The 17,418-nt window shown below is 40.2% G+C and carries 12 protein-coding genes, 1 tRNA gene and 1 pseudogene; 4 read left to right on the top strand and 10 right to left on the bottom strand.

All coding sequences use genetic code 11. The features are described 5' to 3' along the window. A pseudogene (locus VNZ46_RS08640) lies at positions 1-1,217 on the top strand (SusC/RagA family TonB-linked outer membrane protein); the annotation flags it as partial. A 25-nt stretch (positions 1,218-1,242) separates the two neighbouring features. Next, entirely contained in the window at positions 1,243-2,880 is a 1,638-nt protein-coding gene (locus VNZ46_RS08635; protein WP_325559695.1) for a SusD/RagB family nutrient-binding outer membrane lipoprotein, read from the top strand. An 82-nt stretch (positions 2,881-2,962) separates the two neighbouring features. On the opposite strand, the gene VNZ46_RS08630 is transcribed toward VNZ46_RS08635, so the two are convergent. From VNZ46_RS08630 to truA, 9 genes are all read right to left on the bottom strand, one after another. Further along, positions 2,963-3,166: a cysteine-rich CWC family protein gene (locus VNZ46_RS08630; protein ID WP_108549944.1), complete on the bottom strand. Its 204-nt coding sequence runs from the start codon at positions 3,164-3,166 to the stop codon at positions 2,963-2,965. Positions 3,167-3,304: 138 nt separating this feature from the next. After that, complete coding sequence (locus VNZ46_RS08625) at positions 3,305-5,683, bottom strand: ribonucleoside-diphosphate reductase subunit alpha (protein ID WP_133778924.1); 2,379 nt, start codon at positions 5,681-5,683, stop codon at positions 3,305-3,307. 104 nt (positions 5,684-5,787) lie between these two features. Then, positions 5,788-6,762: a ribonucleoside-diphosphate reductase small subunit gene (locus tag VNZ46_RS08620; RefSeq protein ID WP_325559694.1), complete on the bottom strand. Its 975-nt coding sequence runs from the start codon at positions 6,760-6,762 to the stop codon at positions 5,788-5,790. Positions 6,763-7,222: 460 nt separating this feature from the next. Beyond that, positions 7,223-7,612: a septal ring lytic transglycosylase RlpA family protein gene (locus VNZ46_RS08615; protein WP_133778926.1), complete on the bottom strand. Its 390-nt coding sequence runs from the start codon at positions 7,610-7,612 to the stop codon at positions 7,223-7,225. A gap of 108 nt (positions 7,613-7,720) precedes the next feature. Then, positions 7,721-8,200, bottom strand: a complete 480-nt coding sequence (locus VNZ46_RS08610) for a methionine-R-sulfoxide reductase (RefSeq protein WP_325559693.1) — start codon at positions 8,198-8,200, stop codon at positions 7,721-7,723. Between the two features lie 147 nt (positions 8,201-8,347). Then, positions 8,348-8,431: transfer RNA gene (locus tag VNZ46_RS08605), tRNA-Leu, on the bottom strand. A 114-nt stretch (positions 8,432-8,545) separates the two neighbouring features. Next, positions 8,546-9,418, bottom strand: coding sequence for a succinate--CoA ligase subunit alpha (sucD, locus tag VNZ46_RS08600; RefSeq protein ID WP_108550316.1), 873 nt, complete (start codon positions 9,416-9,418; stop codon positions 8,546-8,548). Between the two features lie 354 nt (positions 9,419-9,772). Beyond that, positions 9,773-11,542 carry an ABC transporter ATP-binding protein gene (locus VNZ46_RS08595; protein WP_325559692.1) on the bottom strand — a complete coding sequence of 590 codons (1,770 nt, stop codon included), beginning with the start codon at positions 11,540-11,542 and terminating at the stop codon, positions 9,773-9,775. Positions 11,543-11,545: 3 nt separating this feature from the next. Further along, on the bottom strand, positions 11,546-12,304 hold the full coding sequence (gene truA, locus VNZ46_RS08590) for a tRNA pseudouridine(38-40) synthase TruA (protein ID WP_325559691.1): 759 nt from the start codon (positions 12,302-12,304) through the stop codon (positions 11,546-11,548). Positions 12,305-12,391: 87 nt separating this feature from the next. Between truA and VNZ46_RS08585 the strand changes: the two genes are divergently transcribed. Continuing rightward, positions 12,392-12,859, top strand: coding sequence for a DUF4293 domain-containing protein (locus VNZ46_RS08585; protein ID WP_325559690.1), 468 nt, complete (start codon positions 12,392-12,394; stop codon positions 12,857-12,859). Positions 12,860-12,948: 89 nt separating this feature from the next. Continuing rightward, on the top strand, positions 12,949-14,796 hold the full coding sequence (locus VNZ46_RS08580; RefSeq protein ID WP_325559689.1) for a DEAD/DEAH box helicase: 1,848 nt from the start codon (positions 12,949-12,951) through the stop codon (positions 14,794-14,796). 76 nt (positions 14,797-14,872) lie between these two features. Here VNZ46_RS08580 and VNZ46_RS08575 read toward each other — a convergent pair. Next, positions 14,873-17,418 (bottom strand): TonB-dependent receptor plug domain-containing protein (locus tag VNZ46_RS08575; protein WP_325559688.1); only part of this gene is annotated, 2,546 nt, incomplete at its 5' end.

Genomic DNA, 17,418 nt, shown 5'->3' with positions numbered 1-17,418 from the left:
GTTTCGCAGCTTCCAGCAGTGCCAACGGAACTATCCCTTATCAAACGGTATTCAATTTTACCCAGTCTACACTTGGCGGCTTTACCAACGGTCTGAATGTACCTACGATATTGCCCGCACTATTACTTCCTCCCCAAAAATCGAGGTCATTTGAGATAGGTACCGATCTCGGCTTTTTGGGCAACAGAATCAATCTGAACTTTTCTTACTATAATATCTATTCTTACGATCAGATCTTGCCTGTCAATATAGCCACTTCTTCTGGCGCCGATCGCGTGGTGATCAATACCGGTGCACTGAGAAATAAGGGGTTTGAATTTGTGATCAATGCAAAAGCTATCCAAAGCACCAATTTCAGCTGGGATATTACCGTTAACGGCGCACACAATCAAAACAAAGTTGTTTCTATTGCAGAGGGTGTAGACCAGATCCCGCTTGGCTCCTGGTTTGGAAGCAATGGTGTTAGTATGAACGTTAAACTTGGCGACGACTATGGAACCATTTACGGTAATGATTATACTTATGATAAGAATGGACAAAAGATTGTAAACAACATCACTGACGGAAACGGGAATGTAATCGGTTCTCAGTATGTCCCAACCGCCTCCATGGTTAAAATTGGAAATTCAACACCTAAACTTACCGGAGGAATATCCAATACTTTCCGATACAAGAACTTTAGCTTATATGTGGCTACAGACTTTAAAATAGGCGGCCAGATCTGGTCGGCAGATTATTCTTCTATGATGGGACAGGGGATGGCGCCGGAAACTTTGGTTGAAAGAAATGGCGGGGGACTTCCCTTTACCTTTCCCGATGGCACCAAGGCAAATGTTGGGGTTATTTTACCTGGTGTAACCGCCGATGGAAACCCCAACACCGCAGTGGTGAACTCCTGGTGGAAATATGCAGGCAATTACCAATCCTGGAGCAATGTTCCCCTGGTGAGGAGCAACGCCATATTTACCAACAGCTGGGGTAAACTAAGAGAAGTAAACTTTACCTATAAAATACCTGACAAAGTGATTCAGAAAACGAAAGTGGTACAGAATCTTTCCATTTCCTTAATTGGAAGAGATCTGTTTTATTTGTTCACCACCTTACCAGACCATCTGAACCCGGAAGGGATTAATGGAACAAGTAACGTACAAGGAGTACAATGGGGACAGTTACCAGGCGTACGCTCATTTGGACTATCTCTCAAAGCAGGTTTTTAAGCATACTCATTAAATAACTTATTTTATGAAACATACAAAAAATAGTACCACCTGGAGGATCCTGGCTATCCTCATGGTCTTTGGAACTTTTGTATCCTGTACTAAAAATTTCGAAAAAATAAATACCCCCTGGACTGGCTCTCCAACAGCCAGTCCCCAGCAGTTGTACACTGGCTTTTTAAATAATTTATTTACCACTTACGGAGATCAGGCCACAATGAACGGCTGGTGGTACCCCATTTCGCAGCAAGGTATAGTCTATACCAGAGGAGATTACTCCTATAATGGCGGTCCGGAAAGCGAATGGAGTAATTTTTACCACAACCTTTCCAATTACAACAAGATGATGGATATCATTTCAGCGAGACCGGATTCTGCAACCTTCACCAATTTGAAAGCGATGATGAAGGTGCTTCGAGCTTATCAGGCCATCAAATTATCTAACTTTTATGGAGATATGCCTTATTTCAAGGCTGGGTTGGCTTACAGTGGTAATTCTATTGACTATAAAGTGGCTTACGATAAACAACAAGCTATTTATGTAGCTTGCCTAAACGACCTAGCTTGGGCAATTAACCATTTCTCCGCTTCAGACGGATCACAGGTCTCACTCGGGTCAGCAGATTTACTTTTGCAAAACAATATACCTCAATGGATAAAATTTGCGAATTCTTTTCGCCTACGTGTCGCTTTAACAATGTATGATAAAGATCAGGCCGATGCTACTCCACATATTGCAGATGCTTTAAACAAACCCCTGCTCACAGATTATTCAACAGACAATGTTGGTTTCTACCCATCCAATATTCCAAACCTGGATCTGGGCGGCAGAGAATTTTCGTTTGGACAAGAAGCCCGTTTACGTATGGGGACAACCATGTGGAAACTCATGTCGAGCAATAACAATCTCGACGGAAGTGGAATTTTTGACCTGAGGTGCAAAATCTTTTTTGAGCCCAACAATGCCGGTCAGTGGAATCCCTTTCCACAAAACCCAACCTCCAGTTCAATTACCGATGGAGGAGATCCATACAACAAAGGCATAAGAGATAAAGACTGGGCAAATAAAAATGGCAATGGTACGCCCCCAACAGTAAACAACTATGCCAATTTCAATTACTACTGGGGAAGGGATAAAAACATTCCTGAATTATTTATGACTGCTGCCGAAGTCCATTTCTTAAAAGCAGAAGTTTATATTCGTGGTATTGCAGGAGTTGGGATGAACCCTTCCACAGCCCAAACAGAATATAATGCAGGGATTGCAGCTTCCCTAAATTTCTGGACACAACAGGCCATGAATTCATTGGTATGGGTGGTCAACAAACCAACTAGCCTGCCAAGTTCAACAGATATTACAACTTATCAGCAAAATTCGGCAGTACGTTTCGATTCTTCTAATCCAAGCAACGCTTTGACACAGATTTATGCCCAAGAATGGATAGACTTGTTTCGCCAACCTTGGGAAGCCTGGACTTTAATGAGAAGAACGGGAGGAAAGACACCTATGGAAACCAGCAATTCCAGTTATTATACCCAAACTTATGGAAGCTATCAGCGTGTTCAGTACCCCTCGTCAGAACAGGCTTACAATCTTGACAATTGGAAAGCTGCAACCGGCGGAGGTGATCTCATGAGTACGAAACTTTGGATAACGAAATAGATCCTTTTAAAGAAAAAAATAAAGGCCTCAGAATTAGATTCTGAGGCCTTTATTTTACAGCTCGAAATTAAACTGAAATCTATTAAATGCTAAGATTTCCTTTATATTCTTCCTGCAGCTCAAAGAGACATTTGGCACATAAACAGCCATCATACAGTTCACTTATATACTGTACCTCATTTAAATCCAGTTGAACAACACTGCATTGACACTTTGTGTAAGCATTCGCCTTACACTCAATAGGTGTGCCGCAGCGTTCACAGGGTATGATCTCGTGTTTAGTCATTTTTACAAAGATACATGATGTGGCACAAATGCCTGTTCTGCAAAAAGAAAATGACAAATTTAAGATTGTGCCTTAAACATAAAAAAGGAGTAAGAAATACATCTTACTCCTGATTGTATAATTGAAAATTTATATAAACTATCCTGAACAGCTAATGCAGCCTTCTTCCATAGTACATACCGGCCCTTCAATAATCTCCTCAGCACTTGTTTCAATATGTGCAGGAATAACAGGCTCCATGTTTTTACCAGCTTGATTTTCTACTGTAAATTTAACAGCTTGAGAAGCAGCCTGTGTACGCAGGTAATACATACCTGTCTTTAAACCTTTTTTCCATGCATAGAAGTGCATTGAAGTTAACTTAGATGTATTTGGTGCATTGATAAACAGATTCAGTGACTGAGACTGGCAAATATAAGCACCACGGTCTGCAGCCATATCAATGATACTGCGCATCTTGATTTCCCAAACTGTTTTATACAGTTCTTTGATATAATCAGGAATCTCTGCAATATCCTGGATAGAACCATTGGCTAAAATGATCCTGTCTTTCATTGCAGGAGTCCATAGTCCTAAAGCAACTAAATCCTTTAATAAATGCTTATTTACAACAATAAACTCTCCGCTCAATACCCTTCTGGTATAGATGTTAGAAGTATAAGGCTCAAAGCATTCGTTGTTACCCAAGATCTGAGAAGTAGAAGCGGTTGGCATTGGAGCCACCAAAAGAGAATTATAAACCCCATTTTTCACCACTTTTTCACGTAAAGTTTCCCAATCCCACCGGTTACTGTCTGGTTGTACATTCCAAAGATCAAACTGGAATTTACCTTTAGACAATGGAGAACCTTCAAAAGTTTGATAAGGACCATGTTTAACAGCCAGATCATGAGAAGCATTCATGGCCGCAAAATAGATCGTTTCAAAGATCTCTTTGTTCAGGATTTTTGCACCCTCACTCTCAAATGGTAAACGCATCAGAATAAAAGCATCAGCCAATCCCTGAACACCCAGGCCAATAGGTCTGTGGCGCATATTAGAATTTTTCGCTTCTTCTACCGGGTAGTAGTTATGATCGATGATCTTATTCAGGTTTAAGGTAGCCTGATAAGTTACATCGTATAATTTTTGATGATCAAACTCGCCATTGATGACATATCTTGGTAAAGCCAAAGAAGCCAGGTTACATACAGCAACCTCATCTTTAGAAGTATATTCTATAATCTCAGTACACAAGTTGGAACTTTTTATGGTACCTAAATTCTGCTGATTAGATTTGCTGTTTGCAGCATCTTTATATAGTAAATAAGGTGTACCTGTTTCAATTTGTGAATCCAGGATAGCAAACCAAAGCTCCTGTGCTTTAATCGTTTTACGTGCCCGGCCTTCTTTTTCATAGCGCTCATATAAAGCATCAAACTCTTCGCCAAAGCAATCGGCCAGGCCTGGTGCTTCATGTGGACAGAATAAACTCCAATCGCCGTTTTCCTCTACACGTTTCATAAACAAATCACAAACCCATAAGGCATAGAATAAATCACGCGCACGCAATTCTTCTTTACCATGGTTTTTACGCAAATCAAGGAAACTGAAAACATCTGCATGCCAAGGCTCCAGGTAAATGGCAAAAGCACCTTTACGTTTACCTCCACCCTGATCTACATAACGGGCAGTATCATTAAACACCTTCAACATTGGCACAATACCATTACTGGTTCCATTGGTTCCTCCAATATAAGAGCCTGTAGCGCGGATATTATGAATGCTTAAACCAATACCGCCAGCACTTTGAGAAATCTTGGCAGTCTGTTTTAATGTATCATAGATTCCTTCAATACTATCATCCTGCATGGTTAACAAAAAGCAGGAAGACATTTGAGGTTTAGGCGTAGCCGCATTAAATAAGGTTGGTGTAGCATGTGTAAACCAACGCTCACTCATCAAGTTATAAGTAGCGATCGCACTCTCTATATCTTCTTTGTGAATCCCTACAGAAACACGCATAAACAAATGCTGTGGGCGCTCTACAATTTGTCCCTCAATTTTTAGAAGGTATGATTTCTCCAGTGTTTTAAATCCAAAATAATCAAATCCAAAGTCGCGGTCATAGATGATCGTGCTATCCAGGATATCAGCATTTTCTTTGATCACCTCCCAAACGTCATCAGCGATCAGTGAAGCAGATTTACCTGTCTTTTCGTCTACATAGTTATACAGCATCTCCATCGTTTTGGAGAAGGACTTAGTCGTATTTTTATGTAGGTTAGAAACCGCTATCCTGGAAGCCAGCAAAGCATAGTCAGGATGCTTTGTGGTCAAAGAGGCAGCAGTTTCAGCAGCCAGATTGTCTAGTTCAGACGTTGTTACTCCGTCATATAAACCTTCAATTACTTTCTTGGCTACGTCTATCGGATCAACCAGCTCCGCGTTAAAACCATAGCATAACTTCTCAATCCGAGCAGTTATTTTATCAAATCTTACCGCTTCCTGGCGGCCATCTCTTTTTTGTACAAACATATTTTTCCGGGTATTTGATTGGTGCGTATCAAATTGTTGAAAGCAATCTTACAGCGGCACCGGTTTTCTTTATTCGTTAATTATTTATGGTGTTGGCTATTGTGTTAAAAGTCATCATCAAGAGAGAAAGCCGAAGCTTTATCTTCTGTAGAGGTCAGAACACCGCTTTTTTGATAATCACCAACACGTTTCTCAAAGAAATTTGTTTTGCCCTGCAGGGAAATCATCTCCATAAAATCAAACGGATTGGTTGTATTATATATTTTACTATAACCCAATTCTTGTAACCAGCGGTCTGCAACAAACTCAATATACTGCGACATCAGTTTTGCATTCATACCAATCAATGCAACAGGTAAGGCATCAGTAATGAACTCTTTTTCAATCTCAACAGCATCTTTGATAATACCATGTACCACCTCTTCACTCAACTTGTTTTTCAACATTTTGTACAGCAGGCAGGCAAACTCACAGTGCATACCTTCATCCCTGGAGATCAACTCATTACTAAATGTCAATCCTGGCATCAGACCTCTTTTCTTTAACCAGAAAATAGAACAGAAGCTTCCGCTAAAGAATATCCCTTCAACTGCCGCAAAAGCTACCAGTCTTTCAGCAAAGTTACCACCCTCAATCCAGCGCAAGGCCCACTCTGCTTTCTTCTTCACACAAGGCACAGTTTCAACCGCGTGGAACAGCCTGTCTTTCTCTTCAGGGTCTTTAATATAAGTATCAATCAGCAAGGCATAAGTTTCTGAGTGTATATTTTCCATCATGATCTGGAAACCATAGAAACAGCGTGCCTCTGGCAACTGCACCTCACTCATAAAATTAACAGCCAGGTTTTCATTTACGATACCATCGCTCGCTGCAAAAAAAGCAAGTATATGAGAAATGAAGTGGCGCTCACCATCATTTAAATTATCCCAGTGTTTCTGATCATCTGAAAGATCAATTTCTTCAGCAGTCCAGAAACTGGCCTCACTCTTCTTATACATTTCCCAGATAGCCGGATATTTAATAGGCAAAAGGACAAAACGATCCTTATTTTCTTTCAATAGTACTTCTTCTTCCTGCATAAGCATTTCTTTTTAATGAGTGATTAATATATAGTAGATGTCAAGAATAAATTACAGCCGACAAGGAATCATTACTCAGTTGGAAAGATTAAAAAAATCAGAATTCATCTGCAACCTTAAGCAACTAAATATTAAACCTTTAAGTAAAAATCGACGTGTGATTTATTAAAGAACTTTATGTAAACAAATATAAAGTTCAAGCCTTTTTGTTGGCTACAATAGTTGTTAACAACTGTGCATTTTTATCAACAACAAACAAAGAAATTGACACATTAATTACCCGGAAAACTTGCTGGTTATTCCTTTTTAAACTTCTGGTTTTAAAGAATAGGCTGTTAATAAAATTAAAATTCTGAGTTCAAACAGGTTGCAGAATTCAAAGGCATTTGAAATAAGATTGACGTAAAAAAATCAGCGAAAAATTCGACAAGCCTTAAATGAAATTTTTGAGACAAGAAGATTAAACGCCTTTAGTATCGTAACTGATTTCAACTTTGGACTGTCCTTTTCTGAAAAAGCCTAAAGCCTTAGCCGCGGCCTCCGAAATATCTATAATATACCTTTTTGTAAAAGGACCACGATCGGTGATTTCCACATCCACAGATTTTCCGTTAGAAAGATTAGTTACTGTCACAATCGTACCGAAAGGCAAAGTCCTGTGGGCAGCGGTCAATTTATGACGTCTGTATCTTTTTCCACTTGTCGTCCTTCTACCCTCAAACCGCCTGGCATAATAAGTAGCCATCCCGGTTTTCGTATGTTCTTTAGACTCCTCCTGTCCTGTTTTATCTTCTTGTGCATGAACTTGTAAAAACAGGAACATACCCAGTAAAATCAAACAATACCTCATATACTTTTTTATTGGTGAAACCGCAAAGATAAGAAAACTAAACGTTTATAAAATAAAAAAGCCAGAACAGTGGCTGTTCCGGCTTTCAAAATTTCAAAATTCAGGCTTCTATTGCTGATCAGGCACGAAATTCATAGAGATGGAGTTTACACAATGACGCGTATTTTTCGTGGTAAAACCCTCTCCTAAAAATACGTGTCCAAGGTGTGCCTTGCAATTGGCACAAACAATTTCAGTCCTTGATCCATCTGCATCCGGGATTCTTAATACCGCACCTTTAATCTCATCATCAAAGCTCGGCCATCCGCAATGAGAGTCAAATTTAGACTCGGACCGGTACAAAGGCGCATTACATCTCTTGCACACATATACACCTTTTGATTTATTGTTTAGCAATTTACCGGTACCAGGATATTCAGTACCCTTATGTACAATAATCTCTTCTTCTTCGGGGGTTAATTTATTCCATTCCATATTCTTGGTCGATTTAACAGCAATATCTTTATTTTCCTTCTGAGCACAAGCCGCAAGGCAGGTTATCCCTAACACTCCCGCAAGAAGGAATGTTTTATAACATAGTATCTTCATCTGTGCAATTTGTTTACTCAATATACGAAATACCGGATCGCATGGTTTAAAGACAAAGTAATAATTATGTCATTCCTCTTTGAAAAACGATCTCATAAAAAAACCCTGAAATGATCATTCCAGGGTTTTTATTATTGAATTAGTTTGTGCCCGAAGAGAGACTCGAACTCTCAAGGATTGTACTCCAACGGCTTCTGAGACCGCAACGTTTACCAATTTCGCCATCCGGGCAGTAAAACAAGCACAAATTTTGCTCAACGGGTACAAAAGTAAGATTAATTCCTGAAATAAAAAAGCTCCGATGAAATATCACCAGAGCTTTTTAACATTATACAAGAAGATCTTTTATTTTTTTAATAATTCCGCCATAGCAGCACCAATCTCAGCAGGGCTTTCCACTACGCGAATACCACATTCAGCCATGATTTTCATTTTCGCAGCAGCAGTATCGTCAGCACCACCAACAATCGCACCTGCATGTCCCATTCTACGTCCGGCCGGAGCAGTCTGACCTGCAATAAAACCAACTACTGGTTTTGTTCCGTTTTCTTTGATCCAACGCGCAGCTTCAGCCTCCATACCACCACCAATTTCACCAATCATAATGATACCTTCAGTTTCTGGGTCATTCATCAGCAATTCAACCGCTTCTTTAGTTGTTGTACCAATAATTGGATCTCCACCAATACCAATAGCTGTTGTGATACCCATACCTGCTTTAACAACCTGATCAACGGCTTCATAGGTCAAAGTACCAGATTTTGATACCACACCTACTTTACCTTCTTTAAAGATAAAACCTGGCATAATACCAATTTTAGCTTCACCAGCGGTAATGATACCTGGACAGTTCGGGCCAATTAAACGGCAATCCCTGTCAGAAATATATTCTTTAACCTGAATCATATCCTTTGTAGGGATACCTTCAGTAATACAAACAATCACTTTAATCCCTGCTTCAGCAGCTTCCATAATGGCATCTGCAGCAAAAGCAGGAGGAACAAATATGATAGATACATTGGCGCCGGCCTGATCAACCGCATCCTTAACTGTATTAAATACCGGTCTGTCTAAATGAGTTTGTCCTCCTTTGCCAGGAGTAACTCCTCCAACAACGTTAGTCCCGTATTCTATCATTTGAGAAGCATGATAAGTGCCTTCATTTCCTGTAAAACCCTGAACAATAACTTTTGAATCTTTATTTACTAAAACACTCATGTATCTATATTTTTTTGTTGCAAAGCTAAGGTAATTGAAATGGATTGTCAAATTGATTACCATTTTTATTACAATCTAAACATATACAGTTTCAATAGAGACTTTAACAAAGTTTCCGTCTGGCTGTAGTATTATAAAAATAATTATCTAATACATACATGAAAATCTGGAACCTGTTCAAAAAGCTAGAAATCAATTTGAATTCATCACCTCAAATGAACCTTTCCGCAAAGCTTACGCAGATGAGCTCAGAACTTTATTGGAGAATCCTGAGAATGCCACAGATACCATTAATCTTATTCAACTCAAAACAATCTAAGTCAGCTACAAAACAGGTGATTGGAACATCTGCTTTTAATTTGTGATCCCAACCGAATTAAACTGCAAGTCATACAGTTTTTTATAATAACCATCAATTTTGAGTAACTCCTGATGTGTTCCTTTTTCCTTAATTTCTCCTTTATCCAGCACAATGATCTGGTCAGCCTTCTGAATAGTCGATAAACGGTGGGCAATTACAATAGAAGTGCGGCCCGTCATCAGATTCTCAATAGCATGCTGAATCAGCATTTCAGTTTCTGTATCTACAGACGATGTTGCTTCATCCAACACCAGGATAGACGGATTATACACCAGGGCACGGATAAAAGAAATCAATTGTGCCTGCCCCGCTGATAATGTCGCACCGCGCTCCATCACATTATACTGATAACCGGAGGGCAGACGCTCTATAAAATCATGGGCACCAACTTTTTTAGCTGCATTAACCACTTCCTCCATGCTAATAGATGGATTATTTAAGGTAATGTTATTAAAAATAGTATCCGAAAACAGAAAAACATCCTGTAATACGGTTGCTATATTTTTCCTTAGATAATTGAGCTCATAGGAATGAATATCTGTTCCGTCAACCGTGATCTTCCCCTTCTGAATTTCATAGAAGCGGTTTAGAATATTGATGGTCGAGGATTTACCAGCACCAGTGGCCCCCACAAGAGCGACAGTTTGCCCTGCCTGGACTTCAAATGAAATATCTTTCAGCACATAATTGTCGTCATTATAAGCAAACCATACTTTCTCGAACTTTATCGAACCATTCATTTTTTCAGGAGCGTAACTTCCTTCGTTTAAAGTAACTTCATCCGTATCTAAAACTTTAAATACCCTTTCGGCACCCACCATTCCCATTTGAAGCGTATTAAACTTATCTGCAAGCTCCCTTATCGGTCGAAACAACATACTAATAAACATGAGGAATTCTGCAATAGTGCCAGGCGTTACATTTAGAGGTTTGGCTAAAATGCTTTTAGCCCCATACCACACCAATAAGCCCATAGACATTGCTGATATGATTTCCACTACCGGAAAAAAGATAGAATAATACCAGTTGGACCGAATATTTGCATCCCGGTAACGGGAGTTGATCTTCTCAAATTTATTGTATTCTTGTTTTTCCCTGGCAAAGTATTGAATGATGGAAATTCCTGTAATATGTTCTTGCAGAAAGGTATTTAGATTGGATACTTCCGTCCTGATTTGTTGAAAAGCAGACTTGATGGCTTTTTGGAAGATAGAAGTGGCCATGATCAACAGGGGCATGGGCAACAACACAATAATCGTCAGTTCCCAGTCTGAATAAACCATAAAAACAATAATGGCAATCACCTGCAAAATATCCCCAATGATCACGATCAATCCCTCAGAGAAAATATCGGATATGGTTTCCAGATCGGAAACTGTTCGGGTAATCAGCTGCCCAATAGGCGTCTTATCAAAATATTTTAACCGAAGGCGGGTAATGTGGTTAAATACATTAATCCTAAGATCGCGGATGGCTGACTGCCCAAGGGTATTGGTCAACAAAGTGTGGCTATACTGAATAATGCTTTGTAACACCAACAGAAGCACCATCAAAACCGTCATATTTACCAACCCACCGTAGGCAGAAGTAAGTATATAATTATCTAAAGTATATTTAATCAGGAAAGGTCTAACCGGAGCGATTAGTGCCAACAGTATGGTCAGAACAACAGACCATACAAAAATGCCCCGGTAAGGTTTAACATATTGAAAAACCCTCTTCAGCAAACCAACATTAAAAGCATCTCCAGTTATTTTAGACATAGATTAGTGTACAAAAGGATAATCAATATGAACCAGATATAATCCGCAGGCGGGCACAGACTGACCTGCCTGGCTACGGTCTTTACTTTCCATAATCTTTGCAAGGTCGGATAAATTAATTTCTTTTTTTCCTATTCTGATCAAAGTTCCCACCACAGCACGCACCATATTCCTAAGAAAACGATCGGCTCTTATCGTAAAGACGAGTCCATCGTCCTTTTGTTCAAAAAAAGCCTCTGTAATTATGCAGTTATTAGTAAAAGTCTGCGTATTGGACTTACTAAAACAGGAAAAATCTGTGTAGGTCATAATCAGTGCAGCAGCTTTGTTCATTGCAGGCACGTCCAGGTTTCCCTTATACAACCAGGAACGATTCAGTTTGAAAGGATCCTTATGAAAATGGAGATGATACTGATACGCTCTTGAAGTGGCGTTAAATCTTGCATGTGCCTGCGCATCCACCTTAAAGATTCTTTTCACAGCAATATCATAAGGAAGCAGAGAATTAATGCTACCTACCTTACTGTTGATATTGGCATAATCTCCTTCAGGCAGATCAAAATGAGCAAAGAACTGCGAAGCATGAACACCAGTATCTGTACGGCCGCAGCCCAGCGTCACAATAGTCTGCCTGAAAAAAACAGACAGAGCCTTATCCATACATTCTTGCACAGAAAGGGCATTAGGTTGTATTTGCCAGCCATGATAAGCCGTGCCATTATAAGACAGTTCGATAAAAAAACGTTGTGTATTCAATAGCACAAAGTTAACTGATATTCTCTTCTTTGATTTCAAAAGAATCAAAAAAAAGGAAGGTTTTGATATATTTGCTGAAATTATTAAACTGCTATGATACAAAGAATACAATCGGTGTGGCTTTTATTAACAAGTTTAACCCTGTTTATTTTACTGGCACTGCCCATCGTGACCAAAATAAATAGCGGAACTGAATGGAGCGTTTATACCACTGGCCTTCATCAAAAACTATCGTCAGATTTGGGTAGCGGAGTAACAGTAGCTTTGAATATTCCTCTAATTGCCTCCAATGCCATTATTGCACTGCTGACCTTTGTAAATATTTTTCTTTTCCGCAACAGAACACTCCAAAAACGGATTTGTAGTTTGATTATCATTTTAATTGCCGCGCTGAATTTCTGGATCTTCCAATCCGCCAGGGAAATACCCGGTGGCTTAGAAGGGGCATCCTATGGCGCAGGTGCTTTTCTGCCCCTGGCTGCAATTGTATTCTGTTTTCTCGCCATAAGAGGCATCCGAAAAGACGAGCAACTGATCAGGTCAGCGGACCGTTTACGCTAAGTTACTGAATACGTGGTCTTTTTTATTTAGTTAACTACCAGTAAAATACCAATTTAAAAGCGTACCTTTGCGGCTTAATTAAATAATACATGACAAACCCATTTAAATTATTGGGGATAAGTGATGACGTTGTTAATGCTGTAAAGGATTTAGGTTTCGAAAATCCAACACCTATTCAGGAACAAGCTATTCCTGTGCTGTTAGAGGGCAATAATGACTTTGTTGGTTTGGCCCAAACAGGAACAGGAAAAACAGCCGCATTTGGATTGCCGCTGTTAGAATTGATAGACTTTAAAAGCAATAAGCCACAGGCATTGATTTTATGCCCTACGAGAGAGCTTTGCTTACAGATTACTAGCGACATCAAGAATTTCTCTAAGAACATCTCTGGTGCTAATGTAGTTGCCGTTTACGGTGGCGCAAACATTATGCAACAGTTGCGTGAGATCAGAAACGGTGTACAAATTGTAGTGGCTACACCGGGCCGTATGTTGGACATCATTGGCCGCAAGGCTATAGATTTCACAAATGTGAAATATGTAGTACTTGATGAGGCGGATGAAATGCTGAACATGGGCTTCCAGGAAGACATTAACGATATTTTGTCTACTACGCCTGACGATAAAAAAACATGGTTATTCTCTGCTACTATGCCTCCTGAGGTAAGAAGGATAGCTAAAAACTACATGGACAGTCCAACCGAACTGACCATGGGAACAAAAAACACAGGTAACGTAAATATTGAGCATGAGTACTATGTAGTTCGTGCAAGAGATAAATACGCAGCCCTTAAACGCATTGTGGATTTCAATCCTGAAATCTTTGCTGTTGTTTTCTGTAAAACTAAAATGGATACTCAGGATGTTGCTGAGCATTTGATTAAAGATGGCTATAATGCAGATGCATTACATGGAGATCTTTCTCAGCAGCAAAGAGACAAAGTTATGCAGCGTTTCCGCGACAGACATATGCAATTGTTAATTGCTACTGATGTTGCTGCACGTGGTATCGATGTGAATAACGTAACACACGTTATCAACTATTCACTTCCTGATGAGATCGAAAGTTATACCCACCGTAGCGGTCGTACAGGTCGTGCGGGAAAAACAGGTATCTCTATCTGTATCATCAACTCTAAAGAGATTGGTAAGATCCGTCAGATCGAAAGAATCATTGGCAAACAGTTTACAAAAGCTGAATTACCTACAGGTTTTGATGTTTGTGAAAAACAATTGTTCTCTTTAGTGCACAAAGTTCATAATGTAGAAGTAAATGACAATCAGATTGATCAGTACATCCCACGCATTATGGATGAGTTTGCAGAATTGAGCAAAGAAGATGTCATCAAACGTTTTGCTTCTTTAGAGTTTAACCGCTTTTTAGAGTATTACAAAAATGCACCAGATCTGAATGCATCCGCTGACGACCGTGGAGAACGCGGCGAAAGAGGTGAAAGAGGAGAGCGTGGTCCAAGAAGAAGCAGCGATGGTTATACCCGCTTGTTCATCAACTTAGGCTCTGTGGATGATTTCACCAGAGGTGATCTTCTATCTTTTGTATGTAACAATGGTAAGATTGCTGGTAAAAATGTTGGTAAGATTGACCTTAAAGGAGTTTATTCTTTCTTTGAAGTGGAAGATGCCAGCGTAGATGCTTTGTTTAACAACTTTAAAGATATCCAATTCAATAACCGTGGTGTAAGGATTGAAAAATCCGGAGACCCTGCAGAAAGCAGAAGCGGTGGTGGTGGCCGTGCCCGCAGCTATAGTGGTGGCGGTGGAGACAGAAGAAGTTCTGGTGGTGGCCGTCGTGAAGGTGGAAGACGTGAAGGTGGAAACGGTGGCGGTGGTTTCAGAGATTTCTCTGGAAGAGGCCGTGAAGACAGAGGTGGAAGACGTGAAGGCGGAAACGGCGGAGATAGAAGACGTAGATCTTAATCTCTCCTTATATAAACAAAAGCCCCGGAAAATCCGGGGCTTTTTTGGTTTAGGTTGGTTGTATTGAGGTTTATTTTTAAAGACTAAGTGCAAGACGCGTAAAAACGTACCTGCCCAGGAAACCAAATTGGGGAGCTTGATTAGGATATAATATACCAGAAGTACCCTGGCTTCCCGGCAAAAGTTCTGCAGGATATACATCAAATATATTATTTGCTCCTATGGTCAATTTGAGGCTCTTAGTTAAATTATAACCCACGCCAGCGTCCGTTATAACACGGCCGGGCAGAACCTGCTCATTGGCAGCTACATTGGTTGGTTGAGATACTTCGCCAAAATACACATTCCTTAAAAATACATTCCATTTATTTACAGTATAGTCTAAAGTCAAATTTGCTTTAAAACGTGGCGTCACTTTTTCAATCAGAATTCGACTTGCATTGTCGAGATAGATATTTTCTTTACCTGCTAATAAAGGAGAGGCATGAATGCCGTGGACAATATCTGTCCTCGATAAAGTTGCCGCAAAATCAGCTCGAAAAGTCCCTGCAGCCAAAGGTGTAGTATAAGTCAGTACGGCATCCAGGCCCTTAGTCCGGGTATCTACAGCATTGGCAAAAAAACGAGCTGTAGTTGCGTTGGCCTGACGCAGCAGATCATAGATCTCTTTATCCTGGGCACTTGCCCCCGCGGCATTGCTTCCACTAAACTGACCTGTATAGATCACCCTGTTCTTAATCTGAATTAAATAGGCATCAACCGTCAATTTGAATTGCCCCAGGTTAGATGTAAAACCTAAACTATAACTGTCTGAGGTTTCCTGTTTCAGTTTGGGAATTCCAAGAAGCTGAGCTACCCGGCTATCGTTGGCAAAGGTTCCGGATTCTACAAAAGCTCCATCTACAAATACCGTAGAAGTAGCACTGAAATATCTTTGATGTAAAGAAGGCGCCCTGAATCCGGTACTGAAAGCCCCTCTCAACAAGAACTGATCTGAGAATTTATAACGTGTGGCAATTTTCCCATTCAACGTCGAACCAAAATCAGAATAGTTTTCGAATCTTAAAGCACCATCCACCAACCATTTCTCAGTAAAATTAGCTTCGACATCTGCGTAAGCAGCTACCGAAGATCTTGAAGCATTGGTTAAATTATCTTTACTAATTCCTGGAAATCCTTGTGCACCGCCAGCATAGGCCTGTCCGTTTGCTGCAAACCGGGTAGAGATATTTCCCTTTGGATCCGGTACGAGGATAGGTTTCCCATTTCCATCCGTCCCTACTTGAATCGCATTACCATAATTGATATAAGAAGCCTCTTCACCAGGTATTATCTTGTAGTTTTCCAACCTGTTCTCAAATCCAAAAGCAACATTGAGCCCCTTCAGCGTATTTTTATAGAAACGAGAAAAGTCAAGATTAGTGGTATTCTGCGAAAAAGCAAACCCACCCGATTCGAAAGAAGTTGGAGAAGCAGTAAGCATCGAAGCATTCAGGGAGTTTTCTGTCTGAAGGTCTATTTTATTCCTTCCAAAATTGTTACTCAAATCTACCTTCCACAATCCAAGATTACCTCTGATTCCAACGGCAATGGACTGATCCAGATTACTGGTCACGATATCAGGTAAAAATCCATTGGGATAAATAGTTGCTATATTTTGAGTGAGTTGACGTGGCGTACGGTAAAAAGCAGTTGAACGACCATTTCTATAATTTACCCCCCCAAAGGCATACACTTCAGCACCATTGGAAACCGGGATCACAGAGTTAAAAAATAAAGCTCCTCCCCTGTTCTGAGACTGACCGATATTCGGAACAAAATCTGAGCGGCTCAGTCCTCGTCGCTGCAGTTCTGCGTCTGTAATATCCTTTCCCGTTGGCGTAGGGTACAAAGCCGGATTATTGTAATCTGTAAAAATCACACCTTTATAAGGTGTCGTACGTGAAGCAAAATCCCGATAATCGAAAGAACCTGACAAGTTCAAAAAGCCGCCTTTATCATTTAAAGCAACACCATAATTTACATTGGCTTGTACTGTCTGTCCATCCAATCCATCAGAATGCTTCCCAGCATAACCACCTGCAGTTACACTTGAATTAAGTTGATCGACATTGTCATTTAAAATAATATTGATTACACCAGCAATGGCGTCTGATCCGTATTGCGCCGCAGCACCATCCCGCAAAATTTCTACCCTTTTAATTGCAGAAGTAGGAATCGCATTTAAATCCGTACCGACAGAACCTTTACCCAAACTGCCATTGATATTTATCAGGGAAGTTGTATGGCGCCTTTTACCATTGATTAAAACCAATACCTGATCGGGGCCCAACCCTCTAAGGGATGCTGGGTCAATATGGTCTGTACCATCGGTTAGACTCATCACATTAGAAGTAAATGAAGGCGCAACAAAGTTAAGGATCTGGTTAAGGGTAACCTGAGGCGCATTTTGTGTAAGCTTCTTAATATCCACCACATCTACAGGAACCGGAGTATCCAAGTAAGAACGCGGGGCACTTCTTGATCCCACTACAACGACGTCGTTTAAATTATTGTTATTAGCTTGCAATAGGAAATCAAGTTCCTTAATTTCGCCGGACTTAACTGTTACAACTTTCTGCA

This window comes from Pedobacter sp. (assembly GCF_035566355.1).
GTDB lineage: Bacteria > Bacteroidota > Bacteroidia > Sphingobacteriales > Sphingobacteriaceae > Pedobacter.
This window is presented reverse-complemented; position numbering and strand designations above follow the sequence as displayed.

Excerpts from the sequence above, each read along its gene's own strand:
- VNZ46_RS08595 (WP_325559692.1), bottom strand. The coding sequence starts at position 11,542 with ATGTCTAAAATAACTGGAGATGCTTTTAATGTTGGTTTGCTGAAGAGG.
- sucD (WP_108550316.1), bottom strand. The coding sequence starts at position 9,418 with ATGAGTGTTTTAGTAAATAAAGATTCAAAAGTTATTGTTCAGGGTTTT.
- VNZ46_RS08620 (WP_325559694.1), bottom strand. The coding sequence starts at position 6,762 with ATGCAGGAAGAAGAAGTACTATTGAAAGAAAATAAGGATCGTTTTGTC.
- VNZ46_RS08580 (WP_325559689.1), top strand. The coding sequence starts at position 12,949 with ATGACAAACCCATTTAAATTATTGGGGATAAGTGATGACGTTGTTAAT.
- VNZ46_RS08630 (WP_108549944.1), bottom strand. The coding sequence starts at position 3,166 with ATGACTAAACACGAGATCATACCCTGTGAACGCTGCGGCACACCTATT.
- VNZ46_RS08585 (WP_325559690.1), top strand. The coding sequence starts at position 12,392 with ATGATACAAAGAATACAATCGGTGTGGCTTTTATTAACAAGTTTAACC.
- VNZ46_RS08625 (WP_133778924.1), bottom strand. The coding sequence starts at position 5,683 with ATGTTTGTACAAAAAAGAGATGGCCGCCAGGAAGCGGTAAGATTTGAT.
- VNZ46_RS08615 (WP_133778926.1), bottom strand. The coding sequence starts at position 7,612 with ATGAGGTATTGTTTGATTTTACTGGGTATGTTCCTGTTTTTACAAGTT.
- VNZ46_RS08610 (WP_325559693.1), bottom strand. The coding sequence starts at position 8,200 with ATGAAGATACTATGTTATAAAACATTCCTTCTTGCGGGAGTGTTAGGG.
- VNZ46_RS08635 (WP_325559695.1), top strand. The coding sequence starts at position 1,243 with ATGAAACATACAAAAAATAGTACCACCTGGAGGATCCTGGCTATCCTC.